Below are 17,591 nucleotides of genomic sequence, written 5' to 3' on the forward strand. Positions count from 1 at the left end.
CCGTTAATCCACCGCAGTGGGTTCTTCGACATAGCCATCCAATGGTCCTCCGGTAGTTTTTCGAGTTCCGTCTGCGAGCCAGCAATAATTGACGAATCCCCGCGTATGCCTATCTATTTTTCCGGTGAGCAGGTGTGGACGGCCAGTTCAGTTGAGCCACCCGGTCTTCTGGGGCGCAGAGGGTGCAACCTCCCGCTCGTTGCCGGTCCTGCGTAGTTTTCTGTTGAGTATGACCGGCTGAGCAAGTCCACAACCATTTCTTGCTACCAGGGACCGTGTCTTCAGGTCCAATGCCGTTTTTTTCTCGGTCCCAGTCCCTCGCGAGATTCGGGTATTTTGTGGCAATATCGTTCGTGCCAATGAGCAGGTGTCGGCCATTTTCGACCGGGCATGTAGGTATTGGTTGACGGACTCGGGAGGCAACGGAAATATTAAATGGGTGGCCGTTTGGGCATTGCCACCAAACTTTCCGGGACAAATTGGCTTTCACATCAGTCGGCATCAGTTTTCCATTGCGGTCGGGGTGCCACCAGGCCGCTACTTCAGGGTGGGTCGTTGCCAGGTCGTTCACTCCTGGAGTCGGCGTCGGCCCAAAGCACTTGGGGCACAAGTTTTTGGCAGTGACCATGTTGCTGGGGAGCCGAGTGAAGTGATGCCCTTGGGGACAGAGAAGGACAATGTATGTGTAGCTGTTTCCGGCGGAGACCGTCGAGGCGGGCGGATTGTCCGCCTCGGGATCCCAGAGAGCTGCCAAGTGAGGGTGGGTAGTGGCCAGGTCGTTTTCTCCAGGCCACACTCTGTTGCCGGAACAGCGAGGGCACCCGGTTTTTTGAAGAGTGCGATTGGTGATGTAGGCGTCGTATGGGTGCCCAAGGGGACACAACCACCAGACTTTGTCGTTACATCCGCGGGAGCACTGGTCGGGTGTGGCGCTACCATTCCTAGTTGGATGCCATTCGGCGGCGATGTGTGGGTCTGTGTCCGCCAGGGTGGTCAGTCCGGGTACGGGACGAGAACCGACGCAGATAACGCAGTGGAAGTCCTTGCCTGCGTAGCGGCGGGCATGGGCGGGGACGTGCCGGACTGGGTGTCCGTCTGGGCACAACAGTGTCCGATGTCCTGGGCTGTCCAAGGCGAATCTGTCGGTCCACCATTCATCATCTCCACGGTCCTGCGTCCGCAACAGGGCCAGCCACTCCCCTGGTTCACCGCCCCATGCTCCATTATTCAGATGAGCCGGCACATCTACGAAGGGTATGAAGTCATCTACGGGCGGTGTTCTTCCATTCGAAATGCGTGCCGCGATCGCCGTTGCGCGCAACAGGAGCCACGCCTGGTCCACCACAGCTTCGAACAGGATTTTTTCCCAGTCCCTTGAGTAGTTGCGCATAGCCCTCTGGATTGATGCATGTACAACCTGATAAGCGATATCGGACTTTGTGGCCCTGGCTACGGAGTTCAGCACAACCGGTGACAGAACTGTGTGCGCGATGCATGCGGCGATCACTAGTTCCTCTGGCCCACACGTGTCGCTCTGACCGCGAGAAGCGGCCGATATCCCGCGATTGATGCAGACCTCCATCAGACGGGGATGCACTGTTGTCGCATCCTCGATGGTGCAGGCGGCGGCGGCCACTGAGGCGTCGACCAGCGTTCCGTGAGCTTTGCCGGCTCGTCGAGGAATCCACCGAATGTGTTCTAGTGGTCGGACGGGTCCAGTCCAAAATAGGTGGGTTTGGCAGACATACCGGCCAGCTGAGGGAATGATCTCGCCGAGGGGCCCGCACCCCGGGCAGGAGTGCCAAGCCATAGCCATGTCCCAGGCGGCGCACTGGAAAGTGCCCTCCGGCAGTCGGCACAGCTCTTCAAGAAGGTCAGCCAGGTGCGCGAGGAGAATTTCGACGGTGAAAGACTTTTGACCGCGTGCGCGAAGCTCGCAGCGAGCTTTATTGGTCAGCAACCCCGCGGGAGCCTCCAGCAGTTCCTCGATCCGTGCGGCATAGCTGACGACGGTTTCGCCAGTGACAGCAGGCGGCACCAACCGAGGAGCCAGTGGCAGACGTGGATTAGTCATCCTTTCCTCCCGTGGTCTTCTGGCGGTGACCGCGGCCTTTGTCGCTCGTTGTGTCGTTAACCACGTCGCGTTGGGACAGCTCATGTCTCTCGGCCTGCAGGGTGCGCGAGACTCCACGTAGATGCTCGACGGTGATTCTTTCGGCCGGCAAGTTCCCGTTCTTGATCAGAGTTCGGGCAACTTGGGTGAGAGCGGAGTTCAGCATGCCGACGCTGCCGCCTGTCATCTTCCTCAGGTACGGAGCCAGAACTTGGACGTCCTTCGAGCCGGTGGCGTAGAGCGGCAGGGCTTCGATCATTCCCCCCACCAACGACATCCAGGCGCTTTGATAGTCAGTGACTTCTTCGTCCGAGTAGTCGAAGACCGCGGCACGCGTATAGCGATTCGCGATCTGAGCTCCACGAGATCCCAGTGTGATCGTGGAGTGTTCGAGGTCGATGCCGGCGAGGATCAGTGTCGCGTCTACTTCATCGCCGAGGCGCCGTAAGGCATCGGCAGCCGATTCGGCCCGGTCCGCGTTGTCCAAGTTCTGGACCTCATCGATGGCAAGCAGATCGATCTGGGATCTGTTGATGCCGTTGCGCACCATAGTCGCCAGTTCTGGTTCGTAGGTCCCAGCGGTGTAGGGGATGCCGAGGTAGTCGGCTATGGCCTGGTAGATGCTTTTTTGGGTACCGCTGGCTGGGATAGCGATGTAGGCGACGGGTATTTGCCCGCTCTGCATGCACGTCGGCTCCTCTTGGAGGATCACGCCCAAGACGCTGCCCAGCACGGTATGTATGGCCGTGGTTTTCCCGTAGCCGGATGGCGCTGAAAGGAAGGCACCGCACCCTCCGCCGCGACGGGCGTGATTTTGGTCCATGAGCTGATCAACGGTGTCATCGAGGTTTCTGACGGTGCGGCTCCTGACGGTGATGCCGCGGCTCAGGTATGCGTGGCGTTGCTCGTCGTAGTTCAAGCGCTCCTGGCTGCCCATGGCCGTCACTTGGTCCAGGGGAAGGGGCTTGAAGGCCTCGTGGTGGTCTCGAAGCCAAGCGAGGTAGCCGGAGTAATGGTGGCGGTCTCGTCCGCTGCGATCACGGCGCCTGTAGCGGCTCATCAGTCCTCCTCGAAGCCGATGGCATCATCGGCCTCCCACTCGACGTCGCCCCACGATGTGTCCGCGTCCGAGCCGTTGTTCCTGCTGCCTGCGGTATCCATGTCGTCGGCAGGCACGAGCTTGGAGCGCCCAGCGGTTGCTCCGCGTCCCTGAATCTCGTTTAGGTGCTCAGCTTCTTCATCCTGCTTACGCTGGGCCTCTTCGCGGCGCCATTGCTTCTGGGCCTTTTCGATGAGGGTGATGGTGTCGCGGATGCCTTGGTCAGGCGCCACCGGCCGGTAGACCTTGGACAGTTCCCCGGCGAGTTCCCACTCGCGCTGGGCGTGCGGGGATCGAAGCCTGCGCTCCTTGAGACGGCAGGTGACGTAGACGTCCTCGTCTGGGAGGTGAACCCAGATGCGAGTGGGGTCCGTGGGCTTGAAATGCACTTCCCAGTTGGTCTGCCCGCCGGAGCGAGCATGGCGGAGGCGGTACTTGTCCAGCGCTGGCGAGTCGTACATCCGGTTGTGGAACTGCACCCCGTCTTTCTGGATCGTGCGGTAGTCAACGGGCAGCAACGTGATGTAGTCACGCTCGCTCAACGGCATCGGGACGTAGCCGACAAACGGGAACATGGCGGCGTACATGGCGTTGGGGCTCAGTAGGGGCGCCGCGGGTGTCGACGGGTTGCGTAAGCCCTCCGTTGGGGTGTTCTGCCACACCTGTGTGATCCAACGGTCGAACAACCAGATCAGTTGTTCGACGGTCAGTAGGTTCTCTGTCTCTGGCTTGTAGCCGCGGGCTTCGACCGTGCCGCCGGTCTGGCCAGGTAGGTGCATCACGAACCGGGTCTTGATCGTGGAGAAGACACTTTCGATGATGGCTTTGTCGGTGGGTGTGCGTGATGCGGCCGGAATCAGCGTGATGGCGAAGTTGTGACAGGCCGCTTCGACTACCTTGCCGCGATAGTCGCGACCGTTGTCCGTGACGAGGCGTTGGATCATCACGGCAGGTCGAGCCGTATCCCATTTCTGTTGCTCTTCCTCATCGAAAAGAAAGGCCCACGGCAACACCATCCGTCGCAACGTCCAGCCGTCGATGATGCCCTCGCCGGTGGGACGCAGAGCGGGGAGCGTGAGCGAGTCCGCCAGCATCGTGCCAACATCCAGACCCTTATTTCGCCTTTGGATGCTTGTGGCGAGGATCGATTTGGTGGCCTTGTCGATCATGATGGTCAGCACGACCCTGCCGCGTTCTCCGTCAGGCATCCGGACAATAACGTCGAATGGAGAACCGTCGATCTGGACCTCTCCGCCGGGCAACAGGGCCGGCCGGGAGTCGAAGACGCGAGGGGGCGAGTTGTGCGCGCTCTGGCGATTCTTGGCCGAGCCGGTGGGGTCACGGTCACCGGCCAGCTCCTGGAGCACCGAGATGATCCGGTCCTTGGCCGGCAGCAACGCCGCCTTGTCAGGCCAGCGGTTCTCGAACTCGACCTGGACAGTGATCCCGAGGTTGTTCCACGTAGTACTGGACTTCATGACCCGGTCGTCGAGGACTGTTTCGCAGAGCGTGATGACCTCGTCGGCCACGCCGTCCAGGGGGAGGTGCAGGCGGGTGGATCGTTTGTCTAGGTGTTGTGGGGCATGAGGTTCTTGCTACGGGTGCGCCGGTGAGATGAGGAACGGGCTCCTCGCCACAGGATGGAAGTTCCTACACCGTCCACCTGCACAAGAGAGCCCGTTCATGACCCACATTAACGCACCCCTGACTCCCACCGGCCGGCTGCGCATGGTCCGCCGCCACCTCGACGATGGGATCCCCAAGGCCCACGTAGCCGCCGAGTTCCGGGTCAGCCGCCCGACGGTGGCGACCTGGGTGGCCCGCTATCTCGACGAGGGCGAGGCGGGGTTGGCCGATCGTTCCTCGAGGCCGCGGCGCAGCCCTCAGCGCACCCCGTCGGCGGTCGTCGAGTTGATCGAGGCCTTGCGCCGGGAACGGAAGTGGTCGGCCAGGCGCATCCACCGCCACCTGCTGGGTCTGGAGCACGAGCTGCATCTGCGCACCGTGGGTCGGTGGCTTGTCCGGCTGGGGATCTCCCGCCTGCGCGACCTCACCCCGGACGGGGACGACCTGAGACGCCCACCGCGGCGGATCCGTGCGGCATGGCCCGGGCACATGGTCCACCTGGATGTGAAGAAGGTCGGCAAGATCCCCGACGGCGGCGGCTGGCGCGCCCACGGCCGCGGCAGCGCGGCTGCGAAGGCGGCCAAGCGCGGGCCCGGGGCGAAGGTGGGCTACACCTACCTGCACTCGGCCGTGGACGGCTTCTCGAGGCTGGCCTACACCGAAGCCCTCGCCGACGAGAAGGCCACCACCACGATCGGGTTCTTCTGCCGGGCCAGAGCGTTCTTTGCCGCCCATGGGATCGAGAGGATCCACCGGGTGGTCACAGACAACGGCGCCAACTACAGGGCGAAGGACTTCACTCGCACCGTCACCTCGCTGGCGGGGCGGCACCAGCGGATCAAGCCGTACACGCCCCGCCACAACGGGAAGGTCGAGCGGTACAACCGCCTGTTGGCCGACGAAGTGCTCTACGCCCGTCCCTACCCCACCGAGCAGGACCGCCGAGACGCGATCGGAATCTGGGTCAACCACTTCAACTACCATCGGCCCCATACCGCCTGTGGCGATCAGCCCCCGGCCTCACGCATCCCGGCCCGTGCCAATAACGTCATGCCCTCTTACATCTAGGAGCTCGGCCGCGCCTCCTTTGAGGTAACCGGAAACGTGGCGCCTCAAGGTGCGATCCCCCATGGGGATACCGAGGGACTTCAGCTCTTCCAGCTTTGTCTGATATCGCTGGGCTTTGGTGAGACTCAGGTCGTACTGCGGACGCGGTTCTCCGCCGTCCGGAGGCGTTCCGTCGACCAGCTCCCGCATATGGTCCGCCAACAGGCAAGCTCGGGCGGCGGAGGGGTTCTTGGCGGCGCTCAGGCTTCCGAGCGACCTGATGGAGTCATCGAGTTGCGGTGTTCGGCCCGTAGCCAGCGTCAGTTCACCGAAGCCCATGCTGATAGCTGCCCCGGTCAGGTCGTTCCGAAGTCCGTAGATCCCCTTACTACTGATCGTCGTGATTCGCCACTCCTCTTCTTCGATCTCGACGAGGAGTCCGACTCGGAAGAAATTCACGACGCCACCTCCGACGCAGCGATCAGCATTTCCTCGAAGATGGGGCCTTCGGAGAGGATCAGAATTTCCCGCGTCCAGATCGAGTGGTACAGGTGCGGCTTGAATCGCACAGGTGTTTCTGGATCTAAGAAGCAAGCCGCTTCAGCGAAAGTCTTGGGCGCCCGCAAGAAGTCCATGAGCCGGAGAGATTGCGCTTCTCCTAGCTGGAGGTGGGGTCTATAGAATGCGCCCAGGTAGTCCAAGTTCTCCGCCTGCCAGCCGCTGAGCCCGTGCATAATTTCGTAGTCCCAGCCCTGGAATTGGCAGATGTCCCGTGTGCGTTCGAATTTGTCCCGGTCTTTTTCACGGATTCGTTCTTTCTCGCGTACGTCTACAACAACCCGTGTTCCGTCTGACCGCAGATAGCAAAAGTCCGGATAGTGGCGGGGACCTTGCGGGAACACCAGACAGAACGGCTGGGTTGCTATCGCCTTGATCCCCCCGCCGTGCTCTAGCTGCATGAGACACGACTGCTCTAGCAGCGACTCGAACCACACCTGCTGGCCCGTGGCGACACACACGTATTGCCCCAGGTAGTGACGACGATGCTGATAGTTCGGCGACAGCCGACATGACCCGTGGTACTCCGGGGCTACATCAGTGACACGGCGGTGCAACGACCGCTCGTGGGTGCCACCGCCCTCGTCCAACCACAGCATCAGCACACGGTCAAAGGACTTCACATCGGCAAAAGGGTCGTTGCGCAGTCGAACCATGATGATCCCCGCTTTGTCCAGGCAAGTTGCACTTGGCCCGACTCAGAAGCGCGTCGTCTGCTTCTCCCACAGACGCCCTAAATCCGGCATGGACCTTATACGTAACCATTTGCCGATACGACGGGCACGGCAGTCAAGTATCAAGCGACGCGCCAGACCAGGGCAAGTCACATTCCTCCGTACCAGCCGCCCCTATATCAGTCGGGGATAAACTCGATTAACGAGTTTATCCCCGCCCCGACCTACGCACTCAATCCGTAGCCCAAGGCAATCTACCCCTACACCTCGGCGATTCAGAAAAATCACACACTTTCCTCATCAAGGACATAAACTCATTAAATAAGTTCATCGCGACTTGCACCTTCTCGGCAACCCGCGGTGGGCTCCCACGGTCGGCTCGTAACAAAGCACCATCCGACTGAGCCCAACCTGTCCACGAAGCACGCAGGAGGGACCGGACTGGGGCAGGTCTTTCCAGCTTCGAGGGTGGTGTGGGAGGAGACCCGCCATCATGCTGTCCCATCCATCATCATCGGGCTCAGCTGCCACAGCTGGGGCAGAACCGTCCATCCCAGCGGATAGGCTGGAGGCCGTGATTACCGGTGAGCTCAAGTCCCAAGTCGACAGCGTCTGGAACGCCTTCTGGTCCGGCGGCATCTCCAACCCTCTGGAGGTGATCGAGCAAATCACGTACTTGCTCTTTCTCAAGCGCCTGGACGACGCGCAGATTGCCGCCGAGCGCAAGGCCGCCCGCACGGGCAAACCCGTTGAGCGCCCGATCTTCCCCGAGGGCACGGACCAGTTCGGCCGCTCATACCAGGACCTGCGCTGGTCGAAGTTCAAGAACTTCGGCAAGACCGAGATGTTCACGGTCTTCAGCCAAAGCATCTTCCCCTTCCTGCGAGAGGAGCTCACCCGCCAGTCCGACGGCAGCGACTCTTCCTACAGCCACCACATGAAGGATGCTCGCTTTACCATCACCAAGGACCACGTGTTGCAGAAAGCAGTGGACCTGATCGATCACATTCCCATGGAGGACCGCGACACCAAGGGCGACCTCTACGAGTACATGCTCTCCAAGATCGCCACTGCCGGGACCAACGGCCAGTTCCGCACCCCGCGCCACATCATCAAGCTCCTCGTGGAGATGCGCGACCCGAAACCGATGGAGGCGATCTGCGACCCGGCCTCTGGGACCTGTGGCTTCCTCATGGCGGCCGGCGAGCACCTCCGTGAACACAACCGGGACCTGATGATCGACCCGACCCAAAGCGCGTTCTTCAACAACAGGCAGTTCCACGGCTTCGACTTCGACTCCACCATGCTGCGCATCGGCGCCATGAACCTGCTGCTGCACGGCATCGAAAACCCGGTCATCGAGAACCGCGACTCCCTCGCCGACCTGCACTCAGCCGACGAGGAGAAGTACGACGTCGTCCTGGCCAATCCGCCGTTTGCCGGCAGTCTGGACTACGAGAACACTTCCAAGGAACTGCTCAAGGTCGTCAAGACCAAGAAAACCGAGCTCCTGTTCCTGGCCCTCTTTCTCCGCCTGCTTAAGCCCGGCGGCCGCGCCGCAGTCATCGTGCCCGACGGCGTGCTCTTCGGCTCCTCCAACGCGCACAAGCAGTTGCGCGAAGAGCTCGTGGAGAACCAGCTACTGGAAGCCGTGGTCAAGTTGCCCTCCGGTGTGTTTAAGCCCTACGCGGGCGTGTCCACCGCGGTACTCTTCTTCACCCGCACAAACTCCGGCGGCACGGAAAACGTCTGGTTCTATGAGGTGGCTTCCGACGGATTCAGCCTGGATGACAAGCGTGCCCCGCTCGCCACCTCCGACCTACCCGACGTTCTCGAGCGCTGGCGCGCCCTCCGCGGGGAACTCGGCGAGGAACGTATGACGGCGGAACTCGATCGTGCGCGCACCGAGCGATCCTTCATGGTCCCGAAGGCGGAGATCGCGGTGAACGGGTACGACCTGTCCGTCAACCGGTACAAAGAAATCAAGTACGAAATTATCAAACACCGCACCCCAACGGACATTATTTCCGACATCGAACAGATCGACGAAGACATCGCCAAGGGTCTCGCGGAGCTGAAGGGGCTGCTGGCGTGAATTGTGTACAACTTGGGATGATTGCTGACCTCCGCGCAGGGTTTGGATTTCCAAGAGAATTTCAGGGGCGAACTGGCGGTGACTATCCATTCGCTAAAGTTGGAGATATATCTAGGGCTGGACGCTCGGGTTTAATCGTTTTAGATACTGCAGATCACTACGTTGATGAGATGGATCTTGCGCGACTTAAATCCAGACCCGTTCCGCCAGGTAGTACCTTATTTGCAAAAATTGGCGAGGCCATCCGCCAGGAACATCGAGTCATGGCCGGATGCCCTATGATAATCGACAACAATGCGATGGCGGCCGTACCCAAAAATGGCGTGAATCCACAATATCTATTCCGACTCATGCAGACTATTAAGCTTTATGATATAGCCTCTTCCACGACTGTTCCGTCTATCCGCAAATCTGATCTGGAAGCCACAAGCGTTTCACTTCCTTCACTGGATGAGCAACGCCGTATCGCCGACATCCTCGGCAAGGTCGATGCCCTCCGTGCCAAGTGCCGCGAGGCCATCAATCACCTTGACGCTCTCAGCCAGTCCGTTTTTCATGCGATGTTTGACGACTCTAACGCCGCTTTACAATCCACCCTTTCTGATGTGCTCCGGAATGGCCTTAGGAACGGTCTTTCGCCGTCCACGTCGGGTACCGTAAGGGGCGAAGTTCTAACTTTGAGCGCTATTACGGGATCGGAACTTGATCTGACCCAAAAGAAAGTTGGACTTTTTGACCACGATTTCCGAACCACACAGATCGTTCGACCGGGTCAGATTCTTATCTGTCGGGGGAATGGCAATAAAGAGCTCGTCGGTAAGGGTAAAATTGTCCGAGAAATCTCGGACGAAGTTGGTTTTCCGGACACGATTATCTCGGGAGATATAAATACAGACATCGTGGACCCAGCGTTTTTGCAGGCAGTCTGGGATAGCCCGGATGTCCGGGGGCAAATTGCGCAAGGATCCCGAACTACGAACGGTACATTCAAGGTGAACCAAACTCTTCTTAGGTCGATCAGCTTCCCGCTACCCCCGATGGGCCTGCAGCAGGAGTTTGCAGGGCGAGTTTCCGCAATCCAGAGCCTGAAGGCCACGCATCGCGCCCAACTGGGCCAACTTGAAAACTTGTTCCTGTCGTTGCAAGACCGCGCATTTAAGGGTTAAACGTAATGGCGGCGACAACCGCCAAACTCCTGGAGTCTGAGGTGCCGATCTGACCCCTTTTTGTGTGCCACGTCTTGGCGGTGCTGGCCGACGGGAGCACGCTGCACCGGCGCATCGTGGGACGTGCGATCGACGCGGCCGGCCTGTCGGACGACGCGCGGGCCGAAGCGCTCCACTCCGGAGAGTTTCGCTCGAAACAGCGGCTCGGCTGGGCGATCAACAATCTCAACAAGGCCGGAATCATCGAACGTCCGTCCCGGGCCAACTACCGCATCACCGAGACCGGCCGGGCATGGTTCGCCGATAACCCGGAAGGCATCAGGAGTTGCTCTGAAGCCAACCGGGTTTTTGCTCCGTACTGGTTTGATGCTGAGAAGACGCGCCCCGGCGTAGTAACGGAGGAAACCAAGGCCATGGCGGAGGACCCGATCGAATAGATCGAGGGCGGCATCAACCGCATAACGACCGAGATCGGTGACGCCTTCCTGATGCGGCTACGCAACATCCATCCAGATCTCTTCGAGGAAGCGTCATCCAGTTGTTGCTAGCTATGGGATATGGCGGTGCCGAGCAGCCCGGTCGGCGCATCGGCGGCTCCAGCGATGGCGGTGTTGACGGGGTGGTCGACCAGGACGCTTTAGGCCCCGAACAGGTCTACGTACAGGCCAAGCGATACGCCGAGGGCAGCAGCATCGGCCGCGAGACCATCCAAGCGTTCATCGGAGCGCTGCACGGATACGGGGCTGGTCGCGGGGTTTTCATCACCACCAGCACCGTCACCCAGAACGCCCGCGATTGTACGAAGAACATTTAGACCAGGGTGATCCTCATCGATGGCAGGCGCCTGGTCTCGCTCATGATCAAGTACCGCGTCGGAGTCCAGGTGAAGCAGAACTACGACGTGGTGGACATCGACGAAGACTTCTTCGAATAGAGCAGTGCCCGCTCCGGCCAATTGTTAATTCGCGCTGACGTGCGCTTACGCCCGGGGAATCCGGTGTCAGCAATCGTTGGTTAGCATGAGGTTGCATTGTTCGACGGGGCTGAAGGGCAGGGAATGGAACGAGGCGCAAACGGTGGTGGACCCGTGTCCAATTATGGGTTTCTGTCCGTCCAGTGGCCCGGCGTGTTCGGCGACGCTCGGGCCGCCGAAACCTACGCGTTGCGGGACCCGCGAAGTTCACTGCTGTATGCCCGGCGTGCACTGGAAACCCTGGTCGATTGGCTCTACACGGCCGACCCGACCCTGCGCGTGCCACTGAAAGATGACCTGAACAATCGGCTGACCGAGCACCAGTTCCAAGCCTTGGTCCCGACCATGGTCCGAGACAAAATGCACGCCATCCGCAAGGTCGCCAACAAAGGCATCCATGGGAACCAGCCGGTCAGCACGCAGATCTCCGGCCACATCGTCTCCGAACTGTTCCACGTGACCGTCTGGTTGGCCTCGCATTACGCCACGGACCCTGCCACCCGTCCTCTCTTGGGCATTACCTTCGACGCGGCGCTGCTCGCGCCGAAGCCGGCCTCCGGGGTCGTGCAACTGACGAGGGCAGAGGCGGAGGCTCTCGCCAGCAGGCTCGACGCGAAGGACGCCGCGCTGAAAGAGGCCGCCCTCAAAGAGGCTGGCTACGAGGCCCGTATCAAAGCGCTGCAGGTCGAAGTCGAGGCCGCAAAGAAGGCCAACGAGAAGATCCCGGACGAGCACGACTACAACGAGGCCGGGACCCGCGAGTACATCGACCTCTACCTGGCCGAGGCCGGCTGGGACGTCGTGGCGCCGAACGTGCGCGAGTTCCCGGTCCACACCATGCCGACGGCAGCCGGAACCCTGGACGGTCACGGCGCTGTGGACTATGTGCTGTGGGGCGCGGACGGGAAGCCTCTGGCCGTGCTGGAGGCCAAGCGATCCTCCAAAGATCCCCACGTCGGCCAGCAACAAGCCAAGTACTACGCCGACTGCCTCGAGCGCGCCTACGGGCAGCGCCCGGTGATCTACTACTCCAACGGATACCGGCACTGGCTCTGGGAGGACACCGTCTACCCAGAGCGGGAGGTCCTGGGCTTCCACACCCGGGACGAACTCCAGCTCATGGTCGACCGCAGAACCCAACGTCATCCATTGGCCGAAGCGCCCATTCCTGCCGGCATCGCCGACCGCCCCTACCAGCAGGCAGCCATCCGCGCCGTGGCGGAGGCCTTCGACACCGACAAGCGCCGCCGAGCACTACTGGTCATGGCCACTGGCACGGGAAAGACCCGCACAGTGGTGGCACTGACCCAGCTGCTGAGCGAGAACCGGTGGGTCAAACGGGTGCTGTTCCTCGCCGACCGGAACGCCTTGGTCACGCAGGCCTCCCGCGCCTTCAAAAACCTCATTCCCGGCTCTTCACCGGCGATTCTGGGCACCGACGAGGGGTCGGGGAGCCGGTTCCATCTCTCCACGTATCCGACGATGATGAACTTGATCAACGCCTCGACCGAAGGGAAGGCGACCGGCCCGGAGTGGCGAGGGGTCGGCTACTACGACCTGGTGGTCGTGGACGAAGCCCACCGCTCCGTCTACCAGAAGTACCGCCAGATCTTCGCCTACTTCGACGCGCTGGTGATCGGGCTGACCGCCACCCCGCACAGCGAGGTCGATCGCAACACCTACGCCCTGTTCGGGATCGAGAACAACAATCCCACCAGCGCGTACGAACTCGACGAGGCCGTCACCGAGGGCTGGCTCGTGCCGCCCCGGGTGATCGACGTGCCGGTCGGGTTCATGCGCCAAGGCATCCGCTACGACGACCTCTCCCCCGAAGAGCAGGCGGAGTGGGACGAAAAGGAATGGGACGAGGACGGGCTGGTGCCCGACGAGGTCGCCGCCCCCAACCTGAACAAATGGCTGTTCAACGCCGACACCGTGGACAAGGTGCTCGAAGTGCTGATGGAACGCGGGCACAAGGTCGCCGGCGGCGACAAGCTCGGCAAGACGATCGTGTTCGCCCGCAACCAGGACCACGCCAGGTTCATCGTCGACCGCTTCGACGCCAACTATCCTGCCCAGGCCGGGAACCTCGCCCGGGTCATCACCCACAGCGTGAACTACGCGCAACGGCTCATCGACGACTTCTCCGATCCCGCCAAAGACCCACAGGTCGCCGTCAGCGTCGACATGCTCGACACGGGCGTCGACGTGCCCGACGTGGTGAACCTGCTGTTCTTCAAACCCGTACGGTCCAAGGCGAAGTTCTGGCAGATGGTTGGCCGCGGCACCCGACTTCAGCCAGACCTCTACGGCCCCGGCCAGTCCAAAACCGACTTCCTCATCCTCGATGTGTGCGGCAACGCCGAGTTCTTCAACGCCGGGCTCTCCGCACCTGACGCCGTGCTGGGACGCTCACTGGCCGCACGGACCTTCGCCACCCGGGTCCAGCTGCTACGTGTGGCCGCGGAGCCCGGATACGACAATGGCTTCCGCACCGATCTCGTGTCGCACTTGGGCTCGACCATGCGCGGGCTGCCCCGCCACAATTTTCTGGTCAGGCCCCATGTGGCGGCCGTGGAGCGCTTCGCCCAGGACTCGACATGGGAGAAGCTGACCGACACCGACGCAGCCATCGCCGACCAGGAGCTCGCCCCCTTGGCCGCCGTGGTGCCCGGCGAAGGCGAGGAAGAGTCCAGGCGTTTCGATCTCTTGGTTCTGCAGGCGGAGCTGGCGGCGTTGACCGGCGACACAGCCGGACTGGCGCGGCTCGGGGCGCAGCTGGTGAAAATCGCTGCGGCGCTCCAGGACCAGGGGAATATCCCGAGGATCGCGGCGCAGTTGCACGTGATCGACGCCGTCGTGGAGATGGGAACCGATGACGGGACGTGGACCGCCGTGGACCCGCTCTGGCTGGAAACGGTCAGACGCAAGCTGCGGGACCTCGTGCCCCTGATCGAGAAACGAAAGCGCAACCTCGTCTACACCAATTTTGCGGACGTCCGCGGTGAACTCACCGGAATCGATCTGGAGGGCGTGAAACAGCCGGTATTCGACGTGTCCTACTACCGACAGCGTGTGGCGCTCCATCTGCAGGGACACCTCGACCACATCGCCATGCAAAGGCTGCGCCACGGACGGGCGCTGACGACGCTCGACCTTGAAGCACTCGAGGAGATGCTCCTGGAAAGTGGTGCGGGATCCCGCGAGAACATGGAACGCGCCACCGCGGGCGACCTCGCTGGATTCATCCGCTCCCTGGTCGGCCTGGACCCGCAAGCTGTCCAGGAGGCGTTCGCTGAGTTCATCTCCGAAAGCACATTGAACACGCGCCAACTGAAACTGCTGAACATGCTCATCGCCCAGCTCACCCGCGGCGGCCACATGGACGCCGCCGCGCTCTACGAGGCTCCGTACACGGAGATCGCACCCCACGGTCCCGAGGATCTATTCGCCGAGGACACCGTCAACCGTATTTTTGCCGTCGTCGATCGTTTCGGAGGCGCGAATCCCCAGGCGTCCGGGGACGCCCTCGGAGAAACCGCGTAGCTCGAATAATTAGTTCTCCGACAGTGAGCAACTGATATGTGCACAGCGGATTCAACTGTCAATCCAAGCTAGTGACTACTGGTACAGATAAGTAGGAAAGGGCCCGGCTGCTTGTGCAGCCGGGCCCTCCATTGTCAGACGCGCTGGCGAATCGTTCCGCCAGGATCACTGTCGCCGCGCGCCTTCGGCACAAAGCGCCCGGTCGTCGCCGAGCGAGTCACCGTCCGCTTGTTGCTGGTACCCGGGCCAACGGCCTCATTGGTCGTCTTCCCGGGCCACCTGGCCGCGGCCGCATTGCTGACAAATCGCCCGGTACGGGCGCTGCGATTGACACTTCGTGCCATCGCCACCTCCTGAGAGGTTGCGCCGGGCCCAAGCACGCCCCGTGGTGGGGGCGCTGACGACTCGCGTAGACTGGTCGACGCCGTACCAGGCATCGGGTCTTTGGCCCGGCTCGGGGTGGCCCTGCACTAACAGGGCCACCCCGTTTTTGTTGGCCTTGCGGCCAAGCTTGATGCTGATCTCTGTCCCTAGTTGAACGCCGGGGCGGCCCGCGCTCAGGGACCAGCTCTCACCGTACGGTCTGCCTTTTCAGGCATGGGTTGGCCAACTAGACGACCAGTTGGCCAACTCGGTCGGCCGGTTTGGCCAACTACCAGTGGTTTGGCCAACTAGGGCATGTCTCCTAATAGGGCTTTGAGCCAGATGGTGATGGCCCGCAGCACGGCCCCGCCTCGGTAGGTCAGCGCGAGTTTGTCGTAACGGGTGGCGAGGCCTCGCCACTGCTTGAACAGGTTGAAGGAACGCTCGATGACGTTGCGGCCCTTGTAGTCATGGGCGTCGAAGGCCGGCGGCCGCCCACCCCGGGAACCGCGGCGGGCGCGGTGACCTTGCTGGTCGGCCGGTTCGGGGATCACCGCGGTGATCTTGCGGGCGCGCAGATGGGCCCGGATCGCCCTTGAGGAGTAAGCCTTGTCCGCCCGCAGCCGGTCGGGCCTGGTCCGAGGTCGACCGGGCCGCCGGCCCTGCACCCGCAGGCGGGCCATCAGGTGGCCGAACATCGAGGAGTCTCCGCCCTGGCCCGGGCCCACGAGCACCACCAGGGGCCGCCCGGCCCCGTCGACCAGGGCGTGGATCTTGGTCGAGAGCCCCCCGCGAGAGCGGCCCACCGCGTGGTCAGCCGGCTCGGTGAGCAGATTCGTGTAGTTCGACGCATCCCCCTGTGTGGCGGCCGAAGTTGGTGGCGTGCTGGTGGGCGCGGTTGATCGTCGAATCCACCGATACCGCCCAGTCGATCAGTTCTACCTTCTGCGCGTCGGTCAGCAGCGCGCCCAGGACCTTGTCCCAGGTCCCGTCCTCGCTGTAGCGGCGGTGGCGCTTCCACACCGTCTGCCAGGGCCCGAACTGCTCGGGCACATCCCGCCAGGCGATCCCGCACCGGTAGCGGTAGAGAATGCCCTCCACTACCGGGCGGTCGTCGCGGAAAGGCCGACCGCGCCGCCCTTCGGAGGAAGGCAGGAGAGGCTGGATCCGTTCCCACTGCTCATCGGTCAGCACCGAGGTACGAGACATGCGACCAGCGTGACAGAGATGCTCACACCATTAAAGAGACATGCCCTAGCCCGGCATCTCACACGGGATCAGAACTCCCAGTCCTCGTCCTCCGTGTTCACGGCCTTGCCGATGACGTAGGAGGAGCCCGAGCCGGAGAAGAAGTCGTGGTTCTCGTCGGCGTTCGGGGACAGCGCGGAGAGGATCGCCGGGGACACGGCCGTCATCTCCTTGGGGAACAGCGCCTCGAAGCCCAGGTTGTTGAGGGCCTTGTTGGCGTTGTAGTGCAGGAACTTCTTGACGTCCTCGGTCCAGCCCACGGCGTCGTAGAGCGACTCCGTGTAGAGCACCTCGTTCTCGTAGAGCTCCTCGAGCAGCTCGTAGGTGTAGAGCTTCAGCTCGTCCTGGCGCTCCTGGGGCTCCTGGGCCAGGGCCCGCTGGAACTTGTAGCCGATGTAGTAGCCGTGCACGGCCTCGTCGCGGATGATGAGGCGCACGAGGTCGGCGGTGTTCGTCAGCTTCGCCCGGGAGGACCAGTACATCGGGAGGTAGAACCCGGAGTAGAAGAGGAAGGACTCGAGCAGGGTCGAGGCCACCTTCTTCTTCAGCGGGTCGTCGCCCTGGTAGTACTTGATGACGATCTCGGCCTTCTTCTGCAGGTAGGGGTTCTCCTTCGCCCAGCGGAAGACCTCGTCGATCTCCTTCATCGAGGACAGCGTCGAGAAGATCGAGGAGTAGGACTTCGCGTGCACCGACTCCATGAAGGCGATGTTGGTGTACACGGCCTCCTCGTGCAGGGTCGTGGCGTCCCGGATCAGGGACACGGCGCCGACCGTGGCCTGGATGGTGTCCAGCAGCGTCAGCCCGGTGAAGACCCGCATGGTGAGCTGCTGCTCGTCCGCGGTCAGCGTCTTCCAGGACGGGACGTCGTTGGACAGCGGGATCTTCTCCGGCAGCCAGAAGTTGGCGGTCAGGCGGTCCCAGACCTCGGAGTCCTTGTCGTCGCCGACGCGGTTCCAGTTGATGGCCTCGGCGCGGAGCATGTCCAGCGCCGTCTGCTCGACGTTCTCGCTCTTCTCGAGAGTCATGGTCTGTGTCTTCCTCGAAGTCTTCCTCGAAAGGGGTGGACCCCCGCGCGCGTCC

The 17,591-nt window shown here is 62.0% G+C and carries 13 protein-coding genes; 6 read left to right on the top strand and 7 right to left on the bottom strand.

Features of this window, described 5'->3' with window-relative positions; genetic code table 11:
- Window positions 1-109: 109 nt before the first annotated feature.
- From RE027_RS00245 to RE027_RS00255, 3 genes are read right to left on the bottom strand one after another with little or no spacing between them, the layout of a single operon-like run.
- A complete protein-coding gene (locus RE027_RS00245; RefSeq protein WP_368806235.1) occupies window positions 110-2,158 on the bottom strand; it encodes a zinc-ribbon domain-containing protein in 2,049 nt (682 codons plus the stop codon).
- Window positions 2,067-3,173: a TniB family NTP-binding protein gene (locus tag RE027_RS00250; protein WP_368806236.1), complete on the bottom strand. Its 1,107-nt coding sequence runs from the start codon at window positions 3,171-3,173 to the stop codon at window positions 2,067-2,069. Before RE027_RS00250 ends, RE027_RS00245 begins: the two co-directional genes overlap by 92 nt.
- The gene (locus RE027_RS00255) at window positions 3,173-4,741 is read right to left on the bottom strand and encodes a TnsB C-terminal domain-containing protein (RefSeq protein ID WP_368806237.1); all 1,569 of its coding nucleotides are present in this window, start codon (window positions 4,739-4,741) and stop codon (window positions 3,173-3,175) included. The genes RE027_RS00250 and RE027_RS00255 overlap by 1 nt, the downstream gene beginning before the upstream one ends.
- Before the next feature lie 154 nt (window positions 4,742-4,895).
- Between RE027_RS00255 and RE027_RS00260 the strand changes: the two genes are divergently transcribed.
- Complete coding sequence (locus RE027_RS00260) at window positions 4,896-5,906, top strand: IS481 family transposase (protein WP_368806238.1); 1,011 nt, start codon at window positions 4,896-4,898, stop codon at window positions 5,904-5,906.
- On the opposite strand, the gene RE027_RS00265 is transcribed toward RE027_RS00260, so the two are convergent.
- Window positions 5,859-6,344, bottom strand: coding sequence for a hypothetical protein (locus RE027_RS00265; protein WP_368806239.1), 486 nt, complete (start codon window positions 6,342-6,344; stop codon window positions 5,859-5,861). The genes RE027_RS00260 and RE027_RS00265 overlap by 48 nt on opposite strands.
- Window positions 6,341-7,099 carry a TnsA-like heteromeric transposase endonuclease subunit gene (locus tag RE027_RS00270; RefSeq protein WP_368806240.1) on the bottom strand — a complete coding sequence of 253 codons (759 nt, stop codon included), beginning with the start codon at window positions 7,097-7,099 and terminating at the stop codon, window positions 6,341-6,343. The genes RE027_RS00265 and RE027_RS00270 overlap by 4 nt, the downstream gene beginning before the upstream one ends.
- 592 nt (window positions 7,100-7,691) lie before the next feature.
- Between RE027_RS00270 and RE027_RS00275 the strand changes: the two genes are divergently transcribed.
- From RE027_RS00275 to RE027_RS00295, 5 genes are all read left to right on the top strand, one after another.
- Window positions 7,692-9,212 (top strand): type I restriction-modification system subunit M, encoded by a 1,521-nt coding sequence (locus RE027_RS00275; RefSeq protein ID WP_368806241.1) that lies wholly within the window; start codon window positions 7,692-7,694, stop codon window positions 9,210-9,212.
- Complete coding sequence (locus RE027_RS00280; RefSeq protein ID WP_368806242.1) at window positions 9,209-10,378, top strand: restriction endonuclease subunit S; 1,170 nt, start codon at window positions 9,209-9,211, stop codon at window positions 10,376-10,378. The genes RE027_RS00275 and RE027_RS00280 overlap by 4 nt, the downstream gene beginning before the upstream one ends.
- Before the next feature lie 80 nt (window positions 10,379-10,458).
- Window positions 10,459-10,815: a winged helix-turn-helix domain-containing protein gene (locus RE027_RS00285; RefSeq protein ID WP_368806602.1), complete on the top strand. Its 357-nt coding sequence runs from the start codon at window positions 10,459-10,461 to the stop codon at window positions 10,813-10,815.
- A 101-nt stretch (window positions 10,816-10,916) separates the two neighbouring features.
- Window positions 10,917-11,192, top strand: coding sequence for a restriction endonuclease (locus tag RE027_RS00290; protein ID WP_368806243.1), 276 nt, complete (start codon window positions 10,917-10,919; stop codon window positions 11,190-11,192).
- 312 nt (window positions 11,193-11,504) lie between these two features.
- Entirely contained in the window at window positions 11,505-14,897 is a 3,393-nt protein-coding gene (locus tag RE027_RS00295; protein WP_368806244.1) for a DEAD/DEAH box helicase family protein, read from the top strand.
- Window positions 14,898-15,568: 671 nt separating this feature from the next.
- Here the strand turns inward: RE027_RS00295 and RE027_RS00300 are convergent.
- Together RE027_RS00300 and nrdF are read right to left on the bottom strand one after the other, a co-directional pair.
- Window positions 15,569-16,469, bottom strand: a protein-coding gene (locus tag RE027_RS00300; protein ID WP_368806245.1) for an IS5 family transposase whose coding sequence is annotated in 2 segments (ribosomal slippage) — window positions 15,569-16,111 and window positions 16,113-16,469 — 900 coding nt in all. Because the reading frame shifts where the segments join, the coding sequence is not laid out codon by codon here.
- Window positions 16,470-16,537: 68 nt separating this feature from the next.
- Window positions 16,538-17,536: a class 1b ribonucleoside-diphosphate reductase subunit beta gene (nrdF, locus tag RE027_RS00305; RefSeq protein WP_368806246.1), complete on the bottom strand. Its 999-nt coding sequence runs from the start codon at window positions 17,534-17,536 to the stop codon at window positions 16,538-16,540.
- Window positions 17,537-17,591 lie beyond the last annotated feature (55 nt).

The sequence above is a fragment of the Kocuria sabuli genome, assembly GCF_040981185.1.
GTDB classification, from domain to species: Bacteria; Actinomycetota; Actinomycetes; order Actinomycetales; family Micrococcaceae; genus Kocuria; species Kocuria sabuli.